The sequence below is a fragment of the Bradyrhizobium sp. S3.2.6 genome (assembly GCF_040546885.1).
GTDB lineage: Bacteria > Pseudomonadota > Alphaproteobacteria > Rhizobiales > Xanthobacteraceae > Bradyrhizobium > Bradyrhizobium cytisi.
The window spans coordinates 401,270-420,407 of the sequence record NZ_JBEPOS010000002.1 but is presented as its reverse complement, the minus strand read 5'-3'; the positions used below and the strand labels follow the sequence as shown (position 1 = coordinate 420,407).

Here is a 19,138-nt window from a genome sequence, read left to right as displayed (position 1 = left end):
GAGACCAGGGAGACAAGGCCCATGCTGAACACCGCGACCAAGTCCGAAGCACCGGGCACCGAGCAGGAACTGACGGATGGCTTCCATCTCGTCATCGACGCGCTCAAGCTGAACGGCATCAACACCATCTATAATGTGCCGGGCATCCCGATCACGGATTTGGGCCGCATGGCGCAGGCCGCCGGCCTTCGCGTGATCTCCTTCCGCCACGAGCAGAACGCCGGCTACGCCGCAGGCATCGCCGGCTACCTCACCAAGAAGCCCGGCGTCTGCCTGACGGTGTCCGCGCCCGGCTTCCTCAACGGCCTCACCGCGCTCGCGCACGCCACCACCAACTGCTACCCGATGATCCTGGTCTCGGGCTCCTCCGAGCGCGAGATCGTCGACCTCCAGCAGGGCGACTACGAAGAGATGGACCAGCTCGCGATCGCAAAACCGCTGTGCAAGGCGGCCTATCGCGTGCTGCACGCGCAGGATATCGGCATCGGTTTTGCCCGCGCCATCCGCGCGGCGGTCTCGGGCCGTCCAGGCGGCGTCTATCTCGACCTGCCGGCAAAGCTGTTCGGCCAGGTGATGAACGCCGAGGCCGGTCAGAAGTCGCTGGTCAAGGTGATCGACGCTGCGCCCGCGCAGATCCCCTCGCCTGCTTCGGTCAAGCGCGCGCTCGACGTGCTGAAGGCCGCAAAGCGTCCCCTCATCATCCTCGGCAAGGGCGCGGCCTACGCGCAGGCCGATGAGGAGATCAAGAACTTCGTCGAGAAGAGCGGCGTGCCGTTCCTGCCGATGAGCATGGCCAAGGGCCTGCTCCCCGACACGCATCCGCAATGCGCCGGTGCGGCGCGCTCGACGGTGCTGAAGGACTCCGACGTCGTCATGCTGATCGGCGCGCGGCTGAACTGGCTGCTGTCGCACGGCAAGGGCAAGAGCTGGGGCGAATCCCCGAAGAAGTTCATCCAGGTCGACATCGAGCCGAGGGAAATGGATTCCAACGTTGAGATCGTCGCGCCCGTGGTCGGCGACATCGGCTCGGTCGTGTCCGCCTTCAACCAGGCGCTTGCGTCGGGCTGGACCGCTCCTCCGGCCGAATGGACCAAGGCCATCGCATCCAAGCGCGACGAGAACGTCGCCAAGATGGCGCCGAAGCTGATGAACAACAAGTCGCCGATGGACTATCACGGCGCGCTCGGCGTGCTGAAGAACGTGATCAAGGATCACCCCGAGGCGATCCTGGTCAACGAAGGCGCCAACACGCTCGACCTCGCCCGCGGCGTCATCGACATGTACCGCCCACGCAAGCGTCTCGACGTCGGCACCTGGGGCGTGATGGGCATCGGCATGGGCCAGGCGATCGCCGCCGCGCTGGAGACCGGCCACCCCGTGCTGGCGGTTGAAGGCGACTCGGCCTTCGGCTTCTCCGGCATGGAGGTCGAGACCATCTGCCGCTACGACCTTCCGATCTGCGTCGTCATCTTCAACAATGACGGCATCTATCGCGGCACCGACGTCAACAGCGTCAACGCCGATCCGGCGACGACCGTGTTCGTCAAGGGCGCGCGCTACGACAAGATGATGGAAGCCTTTGGCGGCGTCGGCGTGAATGCGACCTCGCCCGACGAGCTCAAGCGCGCGGTCAACGAGGCGATGGCTTCACGCAAGCCGACGCTCATCAACGCGGTGATCGATCCGGCCGCGGGCTCGGAGAGCGGCCGCATCGGCAACCTCAATCCGCAGAGCGTTCTGCAGAAGAAGAAGTAATGGACCGCCGGGTCATTCCCCGCGCAGGCGGGGAATCCAGTAATCGCCGAACCATCCTTGAGGCGAGCACTGAGGCCCAATTGAACCTTCAGCGAATACTGGATGCCCGTCTTCGCGGGCATGACGGAAACAGAATGGTAACAGGAGCAACACGATGACCAAAGCGCTCGAGGGCGTTCGCATTCTCGACTTCACCCACGTCCAGTCCGGACCGACCTGCACGCAGCTGCTCGCATGGTTCGGCGCCGACGTGATCAAGGTGGAGCGCCCGGGCGTGGGTGACATCACCCGCGGCCAGCTGCAGGACATCCCGAACGTGGACAGTCTGTATTTCACCATGCTCAACCACAACAAGCGCTCGATCACGCTCGACACCAAGAACCCCAAGGGCAAGGAAGTCCTCACCGAGCTGATCAAGAAGTGCGACGTGCTGGTCGAGAACTTCGGCCCCGGCGTGCTCGACCGCATGGGCTTCCCCTGGGAGAAGATCCAGGCGATCAACCCGAAGATGATCGTCGCCTCGATCAAGGGTTTTGGTCCCGGGCCGTACGAGGACTGCAAGGTCTATGAGAACGTCGCGCAGTGCACCGGCGGCGCCGCCTCCACCACCGGCTTCCGCGACGGCCTGCCGCTCGTCACCGGCGCGCAGATCGGCGACAGCGGCACCGGCCTGCATCTGGCGCTCGGCATCGTCACCGCGCTCTATCAGCGCACGCATTCGGGCAAGGGCCAGAAGGTCACCGCGGCGATGCAGGACGGCGTGCTCAACCTCGCGCGCGTAAAACTGCGCGACCAGCAGCGCCTCGAGCGCGGCCCGCTCAGGGAATACAGCCAGTTCGGCGAAGGCATTCCGTTCGGCGATGCCGTGCCGCGCGCCGGCAACGATTCCGGCGGCGGCCAGCCCGGCCGCATCCTGAAGTGCAAGGGCTTTGAGACCGATCCCAACGCCTACATCTACTTCATCACCCAGGCGCCGGTCTGGGAGAAGATCTGCGACGTGATCGGCGAGCCAACCTGGAAGACCGATCCGAACTACGCCAAGCCGGCGGCCCGCCTGCCGCGCCTGAACGAGATCTTCGGCCGCATCGAGCAGTGGACGATGACCAAGACCAAGTTCGAGGCGATGGAGATCCTCAACAAGGATGACATCCCCTGCGGCCCGATCCTGTCGATGAAGGAGATCGCGGAAGACCAGTCGCTGCGCGCGACCGGCACCGTGGTCGAGGTCGACCACCCCACCCGCGGCAAGTACATCTCGGTCGGCAACCCGATCAAGCTGTCGGCCTCCCCGAGCGACGTGCAGCGCTCGCCGCTGCTCGGCGAGCACACCGACGAGATCCTGCGCAGCGTGCTCGGCTTCAGCGATCACCAGGTCGCCGATATCCACAAGTCCGGCGCGCTCGATCCGCCGCAGAAGCAGGCCGCCGAGTAAGCGGCACCACAACGCTTCAGACGAAAGGGCCGCCCTTCGAGGCGGCCTTTTTGCGTCAGACGCGCCGTACGGCCGCAAGCCCAAAGTAAAAACAAAAAACAACCCCATGCACAGTAGCGAACCCCTTGGCGGGTATAGGGAACTTCGTATTTTACGAATTTCCTTTGACGCGTCGGGCAAAACAGGGGTAGGATGTCATCATGCGAAAAGTGAGGGTCGGCCCATCGAAGGGCGTCTCGACGCAGAGGCTCGCCACTGCGGCGCGCCGACTTTTTCGAGGAACCAACGCGGTAGCCGTCAGTTGCTTATCCAGACCCGACTTCCCGCTCCAAGGACGACGCGCCGTTCACCAGCCCGCGAACGCGGACGGGACGTCAGCGCATTCGCGGAGCACACAGACAAAATCGAGATCGACATGCTGAAAGATCAAACCTCCGATCGCGCCAAGCGTGAGGCCAACAAGGCGTTCAAGCCTGCCACAACGCAGAAGCCGATGAATGACTACGCGAAGGACCAGCACTCCCTGCACGAGAACCGTGAGCGGCTGAAAGCGGAACGATTGGCCCGTGAGGCTCAGCCGAAAACACGCGAAGACTAGGACGCGGACAGGAGTTTTCCGGCAAATCGGATGTCCTGTGCCTCACCGGGGCTTAGCGCCAACCGTGCCGGCAGTCTTTTCCATCGACATTGGACCTGAACGGATATCAACCTGCGCCGCACCCTCCCGGTGAGTCCCAGCGGACCTTGCGGCACTTAGGCCAGAACGGCTTCTACGACGCTGACCGGTGATTGTGTTGCCACGACGCGACTGAGGCGGAAACCAGCCTTGTCCAGTAGACTGGCGTACTCGGTTTCCGTGCGCTCCTGCCCACCGATCAACGCCAGCATCACCATATCCAGTATCTTCCCCGGATGTGGAGCGTCACCGGGAGGCAGGACCATCTCGACAATGAGCAGTCGTCCATCCGGCTTCACGGCTCTGCGACAATGACCCAGAATTGTCAGGCACTGGTCATCGGTCCAATCGTGCAAGATATGCGACAAGATGTAAGCGTCGCCGCCCGAAGGCACGGACAGGAAAAAATCTCCAGCCTCGACGGTCACACGACCCGTAACGCCGTTCGCTTTGAGCGTTTTTTCAGCATCGATCACAACGTGCGGCTGATCGAACAACAAGCCTCGAGGCTCTGGGTATCGTCCAAGTATAGCACCGAGCATATTGCCAGATGCCCCTCCAACATCGACGACGGTCTGGAACATAGAAAAATCGTAGGCCGCCGCGACCGCTGGAGGTTCTCCTCCATGAAGCCCAACCATTGCTTCACTAAACACTGAAGCGTCTTCGGGATGTTGAGCAAGATAGTCGAAGAACGGCACCCCGTGTGCTTTTTCGAAGCCTGTACGGCCTGTTTCCAAGGAATGAAGCAGATTGGCGAAGCCACTTCCGACCCAACTACTTCCCGTCATGAGCAACGTCGATCTTGCCGAGCCCGGAGCATCCGACCTTAATGCCTCGCCGAGCTTCGTTAACGAAAATCGCAGTCGTTCGCCTTCCGTGAGAAGCCCCAGACTGGCCATCGTTCTCATCAATCTGTGCAAGGAGGGGGCATGCAGAGCTGATGGGCCGGCCAGCTCCACAGCACTCTTCGGTCCATCAGCAAGTTTATCAGCCAACCCAAGCTTCGCCGCGATGTGCACGACATTAGCAACCGCCCCGCCTGTCCCCATCTGTATCAGCTGAGCATGCGGCGGGAGGCACGGAGCAGCCGCCTGAATCGATTCCGACATAACCTGCTCCAAGTTCGAGCGTCTCTTCCGGGGGTATTTTCACTCAGACGAGAGTGCCAAGGCATGCGCGGGTACGCCTGACCTACGGCTTACTTTTTCTTTACCGGCGGCTTATTCTTGCGGGTGCGATCGGTGCTGGTGTCTCGACGATCGGAGGCCACCTGGGGGAACGGCAACTTGCGCTATTTGTTCGAGAATTACGTATTCGACACGGACCGCCGCGAGTTGCATCGCGACGCGGGAGTCGTCGCCATCGCGCCCAAGGTTTTCGACCTGCTCGATTATCTGATCCGCAACCGGGAGCGCGTCGTCAGCAAGGACGATCTCATCAATGCCGTTTGGAACGGGCGCAGCGTGTCCGACGAAGCGCTGACAACTCGCCTTAATGCCGCGCGAAATGCGATCGGCGATTCCGGTCAGGAACAGCGCCTGATCAAGACACTGCCGCGAAAGGGCTTCCGTTTCGTCGGACCCATTCTGCAAGCGCAAGGACCCGCCGGCGCGCCGATCTCCAACGACCGTCCGATGGAACACCCAAGACCCGTCCTTGCGCTTCCCGACAAACCTTCCATCGCGGTGCTTCCGTTCCAGAATCTAAGCGACGATCCGGAGCAGGAATATTTCGCCGACGGCATGGTCGAGGATATCATCACGGGACTGTCGCGATCGAAATTGCTGTTCGTCATCTCGCGCAATTCGAGTTTCACCTACAAGGGCGAAGCCGTCGACATCAAGCGGATCAGTCGTGAGCTTGGTGTTCGCTACGTCCTGGAAGGCAGCGTGCGCAAGGCCGGACGACGGGTTCGGGTGACCGGGCAATTGATCGATGCGTCCACGGACACGCACATCTGGGCGGACAGGTTCGATGGCGAGATCGAAGACATCTTCGATCTGCAGGACCGCCTGACGAGCGGCGTGATAGGCGCGATGTCTCCGCAGCTTGAGCGGGCCGAGATAGAGCGCGCACGGCGCAAACCGACCGAAAGCCTGCAGGCCTATGACTATTATCTGCGCTCTAAATTCAGCATCTACCAGTGGACGCGGGAGGGCAGCGTTGAAGCTCTCAGGATGACTAAGCTTGCCATTTCGCTCGATCCTGCATTTGCCGTCGCCTACGCCTCTGGAGCAAACATTTTCGGTCAGAAGAAAGGGTTCGGATGGATCGAGGACGCGGCAAAGGAGCGGGCCGAAAGCCGACAACTGGTCGAACGAGCGGTGCAGCTCGACCAGGACGATCCTCTGGTGCTTGCGCACGCAGCACATGTCTATTCCTACATGCTCGGAGAGCCGGAGACCGGCTCGGCTCTTGCAGCAAGAGCCATTGCACTCGACCCCAATCTGGCTATGGCGCGTCTTTGGGCAGGCTGGGCACAGGTTTTTCTCGGCAACCACGATGCAGCGATCGAGCAATTCTCGGCAGCAATTCGCTTGAGTCCGATCGATCCCCACCTGTTCATTCCGCAAACCGGGATGGCCTTCGCTCATTTCTTTGCCGAGCGGTATGAGGAAGCTCTGTCCCGCGCCACGAGCGCCATCCAGCGCCAGCCGAATTTTCTGGGTGCGCAGCGAATACTGATGTCGAGCCTTGCGATGGCCGGGCGCACCGCCGAAGCCCGTCGCGCCTGCGACGCAATCCTGCAAAGCGATCCTGCTTTGCGGATTTCCGGCATCAAAAGCTCGCCGTTTCGCCGGCTCGAAGATATCGAGAAATTGGGCCAAGCCTGGCGAATAGCTGGCGTGCCCGGATGACCGCTTTTGACGCATACTGCGCTGCGCGCGAATTTGGTCGCTATAGCGGCAAAGCCGGCGCAGGCATCTTCGTATCACGTCGTCGGGTTTATAGGTAAACGGCCTGGGATAGATGCGCGCTAGAGCATCGACAGCACAACGACGCCGTCTTCGAGCTCTCCCGAATCCAGCCGCGTCCGTGCGATGCGCTCGAACTCCGTGCGGTATTTTTGAAGGTAGCTGAAAGCCTGCTTCTGGGTCGCAAAGGTGGTCGCAAGCCGGCAGAGCTGCCGCCCGGCGCCGTGCGCGAGAAAGAAGGTGATGGTGCCACCGCCGTCCGGCTTGATCCTAGGCACGATCCGCACTCCCTGGCATGTGACCGGCCCTGTCGCATCGTTCGGCAGCGATATTGACGTCGGCTATTGCGGCGGCTTTCTCTTCCGCTTCGTCGGGGTCGGGGCCGGCAACGATGCCTGAAGGGTGGCATCGGCTGCTTCCCTGGCCTCACGCAACTGGCGAAGCCGCGCCATGTTCTTGCGCAGGTCGACAGCCTGCTTTTCGGCGTCCAGCATCGCTTGCGCGCCTTCTTGAGCAGCCAAGCGTTGGCGGTTGGAGCGCGCGATGCTTTCGGGTGACGGTTCGGCCGATTTCCTGGCGCTCATCTTTCACCCTTTCGGCAACAGACAAAACCCGCTCAATCCAGGGATCGAGCGGGTCGCATGGCCGTTTCAGTACATCCGTGAAACGGCACTGATGGACTTAAGCCAGCGAGAGATTCTCAGCGCTGACCTTGCCCCGCATCTTGTCGGTCTTGGCCTCGAAGTTGACCTTTTGGCCCTCGGCGAGACCACCAAGACCAGCCCGCTCGACCGCGCTGATGTGAACGAACACATCGTTGCCACCGTCGTCGGGCTGAATGAATCCAAAACCCTTCTGGCCGTTAAACCACTTCACAGTACCTGTTGCCATTTTTCTTCTCCAAAGAGCACAAATGTGCGTTCCGCGTGATACTCACGCAGAACCGTTTCAATTCGTCGATGTCGATGGAAAAGGAGCCCGCGGGCGCATTCAACAAGGCACAGCGGCTGAACGAACAACCCTAAGGTATACCTTGCCGTCGAAATTAGCAAGGCTTTGGCCGGATTTAATCGCGCCCCCCGGTATGGGGGCGCGTAATATCGCCAACGCTCCCAACCGAGTAACGCGGAACTGCACCAGACAGCGTTGGGATATGGTGACGCCAGGACTCTAACCGGGCGCCAGCGCCTGCCCAACCGCATAGAGCGAGCATTCCTTCCAGGCGGCCGCGCATTGGTGCATCGCCTCGCTCTTCGCATCTTCGATCGTCCGCTGCGTGGAGGTCACTGATGAACAATGGCCTTCGCGATTCCAGGCATAGGCTTTGAGGTCGGTCCACGCCTTTACATAAGAATCGAAATAGCCCGCGCACGCCGCGTTGAGCGGCATCGGCGCCGGGATAGCCGCAGGCGGCGGCAATTCGACCAGTACTGACGTCGGCAGGCGCAGTTGATTTAGAAAACTCTCGACAGCCGGCCACCAAAAGTCGGCGGGCCCCATCGGCACCATGGCATGCCCGTCGACACCGAAGGGCGGCAGCACTCGCAATTGCGCAGGCGCGCCGGAAGCGACGTAAGCATCGAACATGCGACGGCCCAACGCCGGCGGCGCACTGCGATCGTTCTCCGAATAAGCCCACAGCGCTGGAATTCGCGCCGTGCGGCCAAAGATGCCGGCGTCCGCCACAAGATGATCCGGACTGCACGTGCGCCCCGGGACAGAACCGTGAGCCCCCTCGAAGTTGAGAACACCGAAGACGCCCGCAGGATTGTCCGCCGCCGCGGCGATCACCGCAATGCCTCCGGTCGAATGCCCCATCAGCACGACCTGACCGGGCTCGACCCAGGGCTCGCTGCGGAGCGCGGCAAGTGCGCCGGTCACATCCTCGGCTGCGATCCGCGCAATGGCGAGATAGTCCCTGTTATCGCATGGTCCGGACAGCGTCTCGGCAAACCGCCCCTCTGAATGACCAAAGCCGCGCCGCATGATCGATGCGACGGCATAACCACGCTGTGCGAACGCGACGGCCGGATTGAGCAGACTGGCCGGCGTATCGCGCGCCAGCGCCGCGCGAAGGGCTTCCCCGGTCCCTGGAATTGTCCCGTGAACCAGCAGCACCAGCGGAAAGCCCCGGGGCGGTCCGGCCGGAGGATCATGGTCTCGAGCCTGACCTGGCTGCCATCGGCAAGCGTGATCGGCAGCATCCGATCCTGCCGAACAAGGCCCGGCAGCGCGGGATCGGCCGCGGCCGGCGACAGCAGAAGCACAAGCAAGCCGATCACGCAGCCCAGTCGCCTCATCCTCGCCTCCTCTCGAACGCGATGCTCACTGATCGCCGCCAGCGAGTTGCTCGCGAAAAAACTTCACCACCGCCGCGTCGAACTCGCGGTGAAAGCCGCGCAAGGATACCAGATCGCGCCCGACAGTGCCGGATCGGATTGGAGAAGTTGAATGCCTACGGCCTCGGCAAATGAGCCAAGGCAGCAGAGTGCGACACGTGCCGCTCGCAGAAGAATGGACGAAGCGGCGAACGAAAAATCTGACGCCGTCATGTCGGATCGGCGCAACTGCGTTCGTCCTCAGGCCATGATTGGGCAATAGACCTCACCGTCGAGCCCAGCATCTCAAAGGGAGTAACGACCATGCCCAGCACCGTACGCCTGCACCGCGTTCTCACGACCAGCCCGGACAAAGTCTATCGCGCCTTCCTGGAGGCGGATGCGCTGGCAAAATGGCTTCCGCCCAACGGATTTGCCTGCACCGTGCATCATCTGGAGCCGAAGGTCGGAGGCACCTTCAGAATGTCGTTCCGGAATTTCACGACGGGCAACGGCCACGCCTTCGGCGGCGAATTCCTGGAGCTCGTCCCCGGCGAACGTCTGCGCTACACCGACAAGTTCGAGGATCCGAACCTGCCCGGCGAGATCGAGGTGACGGTGACACTGAAGAAAGTCCTTGTCGGCACCGAGCTCGATATCACGCAGGCCGGCATTCCCGACGCGATTCCGCCGGAGGCCTGCTATCTCGGCTGGCAGGAATCGCTGCGCAACCTCGCGCGTCTCGTCGAGCCCGAGATCAAGCAGTAGCTTAAAGCCGGATCGCACCCGCAGAGGCGATCCGGATGAAAGCGGTTATCCGCGGGTCAATCCGTTCGATCGGATGCGCGGATCCACCCACGTCATTGCGAGCGTAGCGAAGCAATCCAGAGTCCCTCCGCAGAACGATTCTGGATTGCTTCGCTACGCTCGCAATGACGGAGAATGAGGGACTTTCCGAGTGAACAACTCACATCGAGTCTGTGGAATTCTGCAGAGCCCATTGAACTGCTGCCAGCGAAGCAGGTCCGGCTGATTGCGAAGGATTGTTACGTGCCCTTCGGCTTGAGCCCGCCGTCCGCGGTCCAGCGATCCGGCTCGGGGCTGTGTCCGATCAGCGCGAGGCCGTAGGCGATCGACTCGAACTGATCGCCCGACATCAGCCGCTCGTTGCCGAACCGGTCGGCGAACAGTTTTCGCACCGCCGGCACGAACGAGGTGCCGCCGGTCAGGAACACCTTCTCGACCTCGCGCGCGGTGATGCCGGCTTCGCCCAGCACCTTGTCGACCGTGGCGCCCAGCCGGGCGATGTCGTCGGCAATCCAGGCATCGAAGTTTTTCCGCGTGATGGTCGAGCCGATCTCGACACCGCCGCCCCTGAAGCGAAAGTCGACCTCGTCCTTGGCCGAGAGCGCGATCTTGGCGTCCGACACCGCCCGGTACAGCGAGAAGCCGAGATCGAGATCGACGATGGTGATGAAATCCTCGAGCAGCGCCGGCTTCAGCGCGGTGCGCGACAATTCCCTGAGCTCGCGCAGATCGCCGTTGCTCTTCATCAGCGCGAGCTGATGCCAGCGCGCGAGGTTGGTGTAGTGGCCGCTCGGGATCGGCAGCACCTTGTCGAACGAGCGAAAGCTCGAGCCTTTGCCGAGCCGCGGCGAGACGACGTGATCGACGATGCGATAATCGAACGTGTCGCCCGCAATGCCGATACCGGCATGGCCAAGCGGCTCGGCGCGCAAGACGCCGCCCGCGCGCGAGAAACGCATCACCGAAAAATCGCTGGTGCCGCCGCCGAAATCCGCAACCAGCACGGTGGCATCGCGCTCCAGCCGGCGGGCGAAGGAGAACGCCGCGCCCACGGGCTCATAGACATAGCGCGCGTGGCCGGCGCCGAGGCGTTCGAACGCGGCACGATAGCGCTGCATGGCCAGATCGTCGTCGGGATTGCCGCCGGCAAAGCGCACGGGCCGGCCGACCGTGATGTTGGCCACCTCGAAGCCGAACCTGTCGCCGCCATGGCGCGCCAGCGTCCGCAGGAACGCCGCCAAAATATCCTCGAACTTGAAGCGCTGCCGGAACACCTGCGTGGTGTTGAAGCTGGAGCTCGCCGCAAAGGTCTTGAACGACTGCAGAAAGCGGTGGACGTGGCGGCCTTCGAGAAACTGCTCGATCGCCCACGGACCGCCTTCGGCCTGGGCACCGGCGCCCGGCCGGTCCTCCCAGAAGCACAGCGCCGAGACGTAGGTGCTGTGCCGTTGTCCGCCGTGATCGAAGCGGATGGCCTCGACCCGGCGATCGTCCACCGCGAGCGCTACGACCGTATTGCTGGTTCCAAAATCGATGCCGATCGAGACGGCGGGCGAGGCGCTCGACATGAACCACTCTGCGGGGTGATTGGAAAAGGGGGCGAACCACTAACCGTTTTGCACTGCGGTGCCAAGAGTCGAGCAAGGGCCGGGTTCAAGGACCGATCCGCAGTGACCCGGAGCCGCTTTCCTAGCCGTTTGAGCCCCAAACCGCGCGTTTTGAGCCCAGACCGGCCCGCTTGACGAAACATTATGCTGCAATGCGGCAATCGGCATGCTGCTATGCAATGGCATGCATAGACATTGGCATCTGGTATACATACGTTACCTCTCGAAATGAGACAGTGATGCTGACCGTCTCGAGAAAGGAAATTCAGATGTCCAAGACCGCTTCCGTCGCCCTCGCCCCGACTTCCTCGCTGTTCGCCCGCTTCATGGCCGCCGTCGACCGCTTCCTGATGGCGAGCGCCGAAATCTCCAACCACAACGGCGATCTGCCCCGCTTCGGCCTGTAAGGCCAAGACGAGGCCCGGCGCGTCGAATTGTCGCGGCGGTTGTAAAACCGGCAAACTCCTACTTTTGAAGAATGGCCCTGCTCTGCGGGGCCATTTCTATTTGGGAATCGGCACATTGCGCAGCCTCGCAAACGGGGTTGCGTCATAAGCGCACAATGGGCCGTGGCGCGCTTGAAGGCTTGGCATAATGAATACAAGAATGGCGCCAACGCTCGTTCAGAAAAACAGAAGCGCTATTGGAGGATTCATGACGGACATGGTGCAGACAACAACGGCTCCTACCGCCGCACGCGTCAGCGACACATATCGCTGGGCGCAATTGGCGATCGGCGTAGCGGCCATGGTGATGATCGCCAATTACCAATATGGCTGGACCTTCTTCGTCCCCGACATCCAGAAGAAATTCGGCTGGGATCGCGCCTCGATCCAGTGGGCCTTTACTTTGTTTGTTTTGTTCGAGACCTGGCTGGTGCCGGTCGAAGGATGGTTTGTCGATAAATACGGTCCGCGCCTCGTCGTGCTCATCGGCGGCGTCCTCTGCGCGATCGGCTGGGCGATCAACGCGGAGGCCACCACACTCAACGGCTACTATCTCGGCATGATCATCGCGGGCATCGGCGCCGGCGGCGTCTACGGCACCTGCGTCGGCAATGCGCTGAAATGGTTTCCCGACAAGCGCGGTCTCGCCGCGGGCATCACGGCCGCCGGCTTCGGTGCAGGCTCCGCGCTCACCGTCGCGCCGATCCAGGCCATGATCAAGGACTCCGGCTTCCAGACCACGTTCCTTTATTTCGGCCTCGGACAAGGCATCATCATCTGCATTCTCGCGTTTTTCCTGCTGGCGCCGAAGCCGGGCCAGGTGCCTAGCGTGGTGGCGAATGCGGCGCTGGTGCAGTCGCGCCGCAACTATCAGCCGACCGAAGTTCTGCGTCAGCCGATCTTCTGGTTGATGTATTTCATGTTCGTGATCGTCGGCGCCGGCGGCCTGATGGTGACGGCGAATTTGAAGCCGATCGCGGTCGACTGGAAGGTCGACGCCGTGCCGGTCACGCTGATCGGCATGACCATGACCGCGGTGACGTTCGCAGCGACCATCGACCGCGTGCTCAACGGCCTGACGCGCCCGTTCTTCGGCTGGATCTCCGACATGATCGGCCGCGAGAACACGATGTTCATCGCCTTCGGCATGGAAGGCGTCGGGATCTGGATGCTCTATCTCTGGGGTCAGGATCCGATCTGGTTCGTGATCCTGTCGGGCTTCGTGTTCTTCGCCTGGGGCGAGATCTATTCGCTGTTCCCCTCGACCTGCACCGACACGTTCGGCGCGAAGTTCGCGACCACCAATGCCGGCCTGCTCTACACCGCCAAGGGCACCGCCGCGCTGCTGGTGCCGCTCGCAAACTATGTGCAGCAGACCTCCGGCCATTGGGACAACGTGTTCATGCTCGCGGCCGGCGCCAACATCCTGGCCTCGCTGCTGGCGATCCTGGTGCTCAAACCCTGGCGCAAGGTCGTGGTCGCGCAATCGACCGTCTGAGCTCGTTCGCACAACAGCGTCTGGCGACCGACGCCCGGCCTCACGGCCGGGCGTTTTCGCTTTGACCGAATATATCCAAATACCGGAAACCCGAAGGGAACCCGGCGCTTTCTTGAGCGCGATCGCACAATAGGACTTGCATTCTGGAATATGGTATACCAAGCTGCCGCCCGCGCTTGCGACGATAAGCCACAATATTTGCGACACTCCGTCATATAGGCGGCAGTGTCGCGACCAGACAGGCGCTTGGGAGGTTGTTGATGATGTCCAGCATGGACGGCGCCGTGACCGCTGCGCCCCTACGAACCGGTTTCCGTTGGCTCCAGCTCGCCATGGGCATCGTCTGCATGGCGATGATCGCGAACCTGCAATATGGCTGGACGCTGTTCGTCGATCCGATCGATCACGAACACCATTGGGGTCGCGCCGCGATCCAGCTCGCCTTCACCATCTTCGTCGTCACCGAGACATGGCTGGTGCCGATCGAGGCGTGGTTCGTCGACAAATACGGCCCGCGCATCGTCATCATGTTCGGCGGCGTGATGATCGCGCTGTCCTGGGTGCTCAACTCCTACGCCGATAGCCTTCCTCTGCTCTATACCGCAGCCGTCGTCGGCGGCATGGGCGCGGGCGCGGTGTACGGCACCTGCGTCGGCAACGCGCTGAAATGGTTTCCCGATCGTCGCGGCCTCGCCGCCGGCGCGACCGCGGCCGGCTTCGGCGCCGGCGCAGCGCTCACCGTGGTCCCGATCGCGGCCATGATCGTCGCAAGCGGCTATCAGCACGCGTTCCTCACCTTCGGCATCGGCCAGGGCGTGATCGTGTTCGTGCTCGCCTTCTTCATCCAGCCGCCGCGGATCTCGATCCCGCCGAAGAAGAAGCAGCTCAATCTGCCGCAGACCAAGATCGACTTCACCCCGCCGCAGGTGCTGCGTGCCCCTATTTTCTGGGTGATGTATCTCGTCTTCGTCATGGTCGCTTCCGGCGGCCTGATGACCGCGGCGCAGATCGCGCCGATCGCGCACGACTTCAAGATTGCCGACACGCCGGTCTCGCTCGCCGGCTTCCAGATGGCGGCGTTGACGTTCGCGATCTCGCTCGACCGCATCTTCGACGGCTTCGGCCGCCCGTTCTTCGGCTTTGTGTCCGACACGATCGGCCGCGAGCACACCATGTTCATCGCCTTCGGCACCGCCGCGCTGATGCTGTTGACTCTGTCGGCCTACGGTCACGTTCCGATCGTGTTCGTGCTCGCCACTGCAGTTTATTTCGGCGTGTTCGGCGAGATCTACTCGCTGTTCCCCGCGACCTGCGGCGACACCTTCGGCTCGAAATATGCGACCACCAACAACGGCATGCTCTACACCGCGAAGGGCACCGCCTCCCTGCTGGTCCCGCTGGCAAGCGTGATCTCGGCCGCCTATGGCTGGAAGGCCGTGTTCGTGGTGGCGGTGGCGCTGAACGCGACGGCCGCGCTGATGGCGCTGTTCGTGATCAAGCCGCTGCGTCGCTCCTTCATCCTGGGCAAGGAAGCCGAGAGCGCCAACACCGCAACGGCAAGCGCAAAGACCGAGACGGCGTAGCCGACCACACGCCTGTCAGATCGGCCGAAGGGGCGCAGCGATGCGCCCCTTTTTCTTTGGCCTCCCCTATCTTCTTTGGGCGACGACAAACGTCAACAACGCTGCCGCAAGAATTTTCGGATGAGCCAAATCCAGTGCTTGACGATTGGCATTATGTATACCACACTTCGCTCATCATTTCACCCGAGGAGGTCGCAATGCTGGTCGGAGACATTCTGCGCAAGAAGACACCGCGCGTCGTCACGGTGCGAATGAACGAAACGGTGGGTATCGCTGCCAAGCTGATGCGAGCCAACAACATCAGCGCGCTGGTGGTGAAGGACGTGGTCCGCTCGGAAGGAAACACCGCGGTCGGCATGTTCACCGAGCGCGACGTGGTGCGCGCGGTCGCCGAGCACGGCGCCAATGCCGTCAACGTCAAGGTCTCGCAGCTGGTCTCGGTGCAGCAGCTGGTCTCCTGCACCTCCTCGGACACAATCGAGCACGTCAGGCATCTGATGAACCGGAATCACATCCGGCACCTGCCCGTGATCGACGACTACAGCCTCGTCTCCGTCATCAGCATGCGCGACATCGCGGCTGCCGTTGACGAGGCGACCAGCAGCACATCGCAAGCAGCCTAAAGCGCGACCACTCTCCCCCGCGACGACGGGCCCCGGCTCGGACAACTCCGAGCCGGACCGGATCTTTCGTCCCAAAATTCCGCTACCCCCGCGAGGACTTCATGAAGATCTGCATCTACGGCGCCGGCGCGATCGGCGGATATCTCGGCGTGCAGCTGGCGCGCGCAGGCGCCGATGTCAGCCTGGTCGCGCGAGGCGCGCACCTCGCCGCGATGCGCGAGCACGGCCTGACGCTGCTCGCCGGCGAGGAGAAGCACACCGTCCATCCCCGCTGCACCGACAACGCGGCCGAGCTCGGCGTGCAGGACTATGTCATCGTCACGCTGAAGGCGCATTCGATCACCGGCGTGATCGAGAAGATGCAGCCGCTGCTCGGGCCGCACACCCGCATCGTCACCGCGGTCAACGGCATCCCCTATTGGTATTTCCACAAGCATGGCGGCGAGCACGAGAATGCGACGCTGGAGAGCATCGATCCCGGCGGGCGGCAATGGCGCGAGTTAGGGGCCGAACGCGCGATCGGCTGCATCGTCTATCCCGCCACCGAGATCGAGGAGCCCGGCGTGATCCGCCACGTCTACGGCAACAATTTTCCGCTCGGCGAGCCCTCCGGCGAGGTCACGTCGGACGTGCAGCGCCTCGCCGATCTCTTCGTTGCCGCCGGCCTGAAGGCGCCGGTGCTCGACCGCATCCGCGACGAGATCTGGCTCAAGCTTTGGGGCAATGTCTGCTTCAACCCGATCAGCGCGCTGACCCATGCCACGCTCGACGTGATCTGCACCGATCCGTCGACGCGGGCGCTGTCGCGCGCGATCATGGTGGAGACGCAAGCGATCGCCGAAACCTTCGGCGTCAAATTCCGCGTCGATGTCGAGCGCCGCATCGAGGGCGCCCGCAAGGTCGGCGCGCACAAGACCTCGATGCTGCAGGATCTCGAGCGCGGCCGCCCGATGGAGATCGACCCGCTCGTCACCGTGGTACAGGAGATGGGCCGCCTGACCAGGATCCCGACGCCGGCACTCGACTCGGTGCTGGCGATGGTGACCCAGCGCGCCCGCGTCGCCGGCCTCTATGACGGCGTCTCCGCGCCATCGGATCCTCGCGCACTGGCGGTGGCGTGATGGCTGGCGAGATGAAGCAGTGGCTCCGCTTCCGCCACGCCGGCACCACCGGCTTCGGCACGCTGACCGCATCTGATATCAACGTGCATGACGGCGAGATGTTCGGCCGCAACGAAAGCACCGGCAAGATGCTGGCGCTGTCGGAGGTCGAGTTGCTCGCGCCCTGCGCGCCCAGCAAGATCGTCGCGCTCTGGAACAATTTTCACGCGCTCGCGGCCAAGCTCAATCAACCCGAGCCGCCGGAGCCGCTCTATCTGCTCAAGGCCACCACCACGATCACGACGCCGGGCGCCGTGATCCGGCGTCCCTCTTATTACGACGGCAAGACCACCTATGAAGGCGAACTCGGCATCGTCATCGGCAAGACCTGCGCCCGCGTCTCGCCCAATGAGGCGGACGGCTTCATCTTTGGCTACACTTGCGTCAACGACATCACCGCCAATGACATCCTGACCAGCGATCCCACATTTCCCCAGTGGGCCCGCGCCAAGGGCATCGACGATTACGGCCCGTTCGGCCCTGTGATCGCGACCGGCCTCGATCCGGCAAAGCTCACGGTGCGCACCATCCTCAACGGCGCGGAGCGGCAGAACTATCCGATCGCGGACATGATCTTCAGTGCGCAAGCCCTCGTCAGCAAGATCTCCCACGACATGACCCTGCTCCCCGGCGACCTCATCGCCGTCGGCACCTCGGTCGGCGTCGGCGTCATGAAGGAGCAGGTCAATACGGTGACGGTGGCGATCGACGGCATCGGCGAGCTGACCAACGAGTTTCGGCTGTAGCCCCGCCGTCCCCCGAGCGGCAGACGCAACCAGCCGTGGATTGCGCCCCTCGAAAAGGTCCGGCAGCCCGCCCGGCCCTTGATCTCGGTTCCGCTCTCCAATAGCAATCATGGCGAGATTGTGCCGGCGTGGGGACGTCGCGATGTGGCTGTTTTTCCTGGTTGCCTGGTCTGTCCTGCTCGCCGCCATCGCGTTCCTCGCTCCGCAGGCGTTCGGCTACGACGTCACCCATCTGCCCGCCGCGTTTGCGGCCCTGCCGATGCCGCAGCGGATCGCAGCCGGTGCGATCCTTGTGGTTGGGCTGGCGCTGATTGGCGCCTCGGCCTGGCGGCTGTCACGCCAGGACCAGCGCCTCGACAAGCTCCGCGACCGCCTCAAGAACACCCGGGAAGACGTCGTCGTCGCCCACGCCCTGCAAAATCATCTCGATACCACCGTCCAGCACCTGATCGAGAGCGATCCCAGGGAAGCCGTCTCCGCCCTTCACGACAAGCTCGGCGAGACCGAGCAGCGCGCGCTGCTCCAGCAGGGCCGCAATCAGTCCACCGACATGCACGATCAGCTCGCCGAGATCCGCCGCCGCCAGCAGGGGCTGCGCGAGATGGTCGGCAGGGTCGCCGACCAGCGCCGCGCGGTCGAGCCCGTCTTCACGGAGATCCGCGACCGCCAGAACCAGCTCGAACGCTCGCTGCTCGACCTCGAGACCGACGACCGCAAGAACAATCTTGCCGACCGGCTGAAGGACATCGCCCGCGACGTATCGACGCTGCTCGGCCGGGTCAACGCGGTGCAGGACACGTTTGCGAGGCTCAACCAGTACAAGGAAGATCTGGCGAAATCCCATGCCGAGCTGGTGCCGCTGCGCTCGTCCGACGCCGGCATCAACGCCCTGATCGGCGAGCTCAGCCTCAGCCATGACCGCCTCGCCAAGAGCGTCGACGAGATCGAGACCGGCGGCGAGGCGCCGCTCAGCGCACGCGTCGAGACGCTGTCGAAGAACAAGATCGAGATCGAGCAGCGCCTGGCCCGCATCGACGACGGCGCCAACATCCTGAAAGCGATCCGGCTCGATTTCGAGGAGCTCGGCCAGCGCCGGGCCCAGCTCGAACGCTCGCTCGCCGAGGTCGAGACCGATCCCGACGGCAAGACGCTCGTCGACCGCCAGAACGCGCTGAACGATTTTGTCCTCCAGTCGCGCCAGCGCCTCGGCGCCTTGCAGGAGACGCTGGCCACGCTCAACACCTTCAAGGCGGAGCTGTCGAAGTCGCAGGCCGATCTCGTTCCGCTGAAAGCGCCGGTGTTCGGCATCGAGGCCATGATCGCCGATGTCGGCACCACCCGCGATCTCCTCGCCAAAACCGTCAGCGAGATCGAGGCCAGCGGCAATGTCAGCCTCACCTCGCGCGTCGATGCGCTGACGAAGAGCAAGCGCGAGGTCGAAGACCGTCTCGCCCGCATCTTCGAGAATTTCAACGCGCTCGATGCGCTGCGCAAGGATATCGGCGGCATCTTCTCGACCATCCGCAACAGCCTGAACCGGATCGGGTGAAGGCCGAAACGACGGACCGG

Annotated in this window: 18 protein-coding genes; 12 read left to right on the top strand and 6 right to left on the bottom strand. The window is 62.9% G+C overall.

Annotated elements, in window-relative coordinates; translation table 11 throughout:
- The first annotated feature begins 21 nt into the window (after nucleotides 1-21).
- The 3 genes from oxc (at nucleotide 22) to ABID58_RS06230 (ending at nucleotide 3,785) form a co-directional block, all read left to right on the top strand.
- The gene (gene oxc, locus ABID58_RS06240; protein WP_354031948.1) at nucleotides 22-1,755 is read left to right on the top strand and encodes an oxalyl-CoA decarboxylase; all 1,734 of its coding nucleotides are present in this window, start codon (nucleotides 22-24) and stop codon (nucleotides 1,753-1,755) included.
- 154 nt (nucleotides 1,756-1,909) lie between these two features.
- Nucleotides 1,910-3,187 carry a formyl-CoA transferase gene (gene frc / locus ABID58_RS06235; RefSeq protein WP_354031947.1) on the top strand — a complete coding sequence of 426 codons (1,278 nt, stop codon included), beginning with the start codon at nucleotides 1,910-1,912 and terminating at the stop codon, nucleotides 3,185-3,187.
- Between the two features lie 415 nt (nucleotides 3,188-3,602).
- Nucleotides 3,603-3,785, top strand: a complete 183-nt coding sequence (locus ABID58_RS06230) for a hypothetical protein (RefSeq protein ID WP_148754664.1) — start codon at nucleotides 3,603-3,605, stop codon at nucleotides 3,783-3,785.
- A 155-nt stretch (nucleotides 3,786-3,940) separates the two neighbouring features.
- Here the strand turns inward: ABID58_RS06230 and ABID58_RS06225 are convergent, their stop codons facing one another.
- Entirely contained in the window at nucleotides 3,941-4,975 is a 1,035-nt protein-coding gene (locus ABID58_RS06225; RefSeq protein ID WP_354031946.1) for a methyltransferase, read from the bottom strand.
- 177 nt (nucleotides 4,976-5,152) lie between these two features.
- Here ABID58_RS06225 and ABID58_RS06220 point away from each other — a divergent pair, with 177 nt between their 5' ends.
- Entirely contained in the window at nucleotides 5,153-6,724 is a 1,572-nt protein-coding gene (locus ABID58_RS06220) for a winged helix-turn-helix domain-containing tetratricopeptide repeat protein (RefSeq protein WP_354031945.1), read from the top strand.
- A gap of 119 nt (nucleotides 6,725-6,843) precedes the next feature.
- Here ABID58_RS06220 and ABID58_RS06215 read toward each other — a convergent pair whose 3' ends face one another.
- From ABID58_RS06215 to ABID58_RS06200, 4 genes are all read right to left on the bottom strand, one after another.
- Nucleotides 6,844-7,068: a hypothetical protein gene (locus tag ABID58_RS06215; RefSeq protein ID WP_148754661.1), complete on the bottom strand. Its 225-nt coding sequence runs from the start codon at nucleotides 7,066-7,068 to the stop codon at nucleotides 6,844-6,846.
- 54 nt (nucleotides 7,069-7,122) lie between these two features.
- Complete coding sequence (locus tag ABID58_RS06210) at nucleotides 7,123-7,365, bottom strand: transcriptional regulator (protein ID WP_148754660.1); 243 nt, start codon at nucleotides 7,363-7,365, stop codon at nucleotides 7,123-7,125.
- A gap of 97 nt (nucleotides 7,366-7,462) precedes the next feature.
- Nucleotides 7,463-7,672 carry a cold-shock protein gene (locus ABID58_RS06205; RefSeq protein ID WP_148754659.1) on the bottom strand — a complete coding sequence of 70 codons (210 nt, stop codon included), beginning with the start codon at nucleotides 7,670-7,672 and terminating at the stop codon, nucleotides 7,463-7,465.
- A gap of 279 nt (nucleotides 7,673-7,951) precedes the next feature.
- Complete coding sequence (locus ABID58_RS06200) at nucleotides 7,952-8,899, bottom strand: alpha/beta hydrolase family protein (protein WP_354031944.1); 948 nt, start codon at nucleotides 8,897-8,899, stop codon at nucleotides 7,952-7,954.
- A gap of 524 nt (nucleotides 8,900-9,423) precedes the next feature.
- On the opposite strand from ABID58_RS06200, the gene ABID58_RS06195 reads away from it, so the two are divergent.
- Nucleotides 9,424-9,867, top strand: a complete 444-nt coding sequence (locus ABID58_RS06195) for an SRPBCC family protein (protein ID WP_148754657.1) — start codon at nucleotides 9,424-9,426, stop codon at nucleotides 9,865-9,867.
- Nucleotides 9,868-10,145: 278 nt separating this feature from the next.
- On the opposite strand, the gene ABID58_RS06190 is transcribed toward ABID58_RS06195, so the two are convergent.
- Entirely contained in the window at nucleotides 10,146-11,474 is a 1,329-nt protein-coding gene (locus ABID58_RS06190) for an Hsp70 family protein (RefSeq protein ID WP_354031943.1), read from the bottom strand.
- Nucleotides 11,475-11,752: 278 nt separating this feature from the next.
- Between ABID58_RS06190 and ABID58_RS06185 the strand changes: the two genes are divergently transcribed.
- The 7 genes from ABID58_RS06185 to ABID58_RS06155 all read left to right on the top strand — a co-directional run bounded on the left by ABID58_RS06185 (nucleotide 11,753) and on the right by ABID58_RS06155 (nucleotide 19,118).
- The gene (locus ABID58_RS06185) at nucleotides 11,753-11,920 is read left to right on the top strand and encodes a hypothetical protein (RefSeq protein WP_354032194.1); all 168 of its coding nucleotides are present in this window, start codon (nucleotides 11,753-11,755) and stop codon (nucleotides 11,918-11,920) included.
- A gap of 247 nt (nucleotides 11,921-12,167) precedes the next feature.
- Nucleotides 12,168-13,457, top strand: coding sequence for an oxalate/formate MFS antiporter (gene oxlT, locus ABID58_RS06180; protein ID WP_354031942.1), 1,290 nt, complete (start codon nucleotides 12,168-12,170; stop codon nucleotides 13,455-13,457).
- A 260-nt stretch (nucleotides 13,458-13,717) separates the two neighbouring features.
- Nucleotides 13,718-15,040: an oxalate/formate MFS antiporter gene (oxlT, locus tag ABID58_RS06175; RefSeq protein WP_354031941.1), complete on the top strand. Its 1,323-nt coding sequence runs from the start codon at nucleotides 13,718-13,720 to the stop codon at nucleotides 15,038-15,040.
- 197 nt (nucleotides 15,041-15,237) lie between these two features.
- Entirely contained in the window at nucleotides 15,238-15,663 is a 426-nt protein-coding gene (locus ABID58_RS06170; protein WP_354031940.1) for a CBS domain-containing protein, read from the top strand.
- A 101-nt stretch (nucleotides 15,664-15,764) separates the two neighbouring features.
- Nucleotides 15,765-16,784 carry a 2-dehydropantoate 2-reductase gene (locus tag ABID58_RS06165; RefSeq protein WP_354031939.1) on the top strand — a complete coding sequence of 340 codons (1,020 nt, stop codon included), beginning with the start codon at nucleotides 15,765-15,767 and terminating at the stop codon, nucleotides 16,782-16,784.
- Nucleotides 16,785-16,795: 11 nt separating this feature from the next.
- Nucleotides 16,796-17,569, top strand: coding sequence for a fumarylacetoacetate hydrolase family protein (locus tag ABID58_RS06160; protein ID WP_354031938.1), 774 nt, complete (start codon nucleotides 16,796-16,798; stop codon nucleotides 17,567-17,569).
- Between the two features lie 142 nt (nucleotides 17,570-17,711).
- Nucleotides 17,712-19,118: a coiled-coil domain-containing protein gene (locus tag ABID58_RS06155; RefSeq protein WP_354031937.1), complete on the top strand. Its 1,407-nt coding sequence runs from the start codon at nucleotides 17,712-17,714 to the stop codon at nucleotides 19,116-19,118.
- Nucleotides 19,119-19,138: the final 20 nt, after the last annotated feature.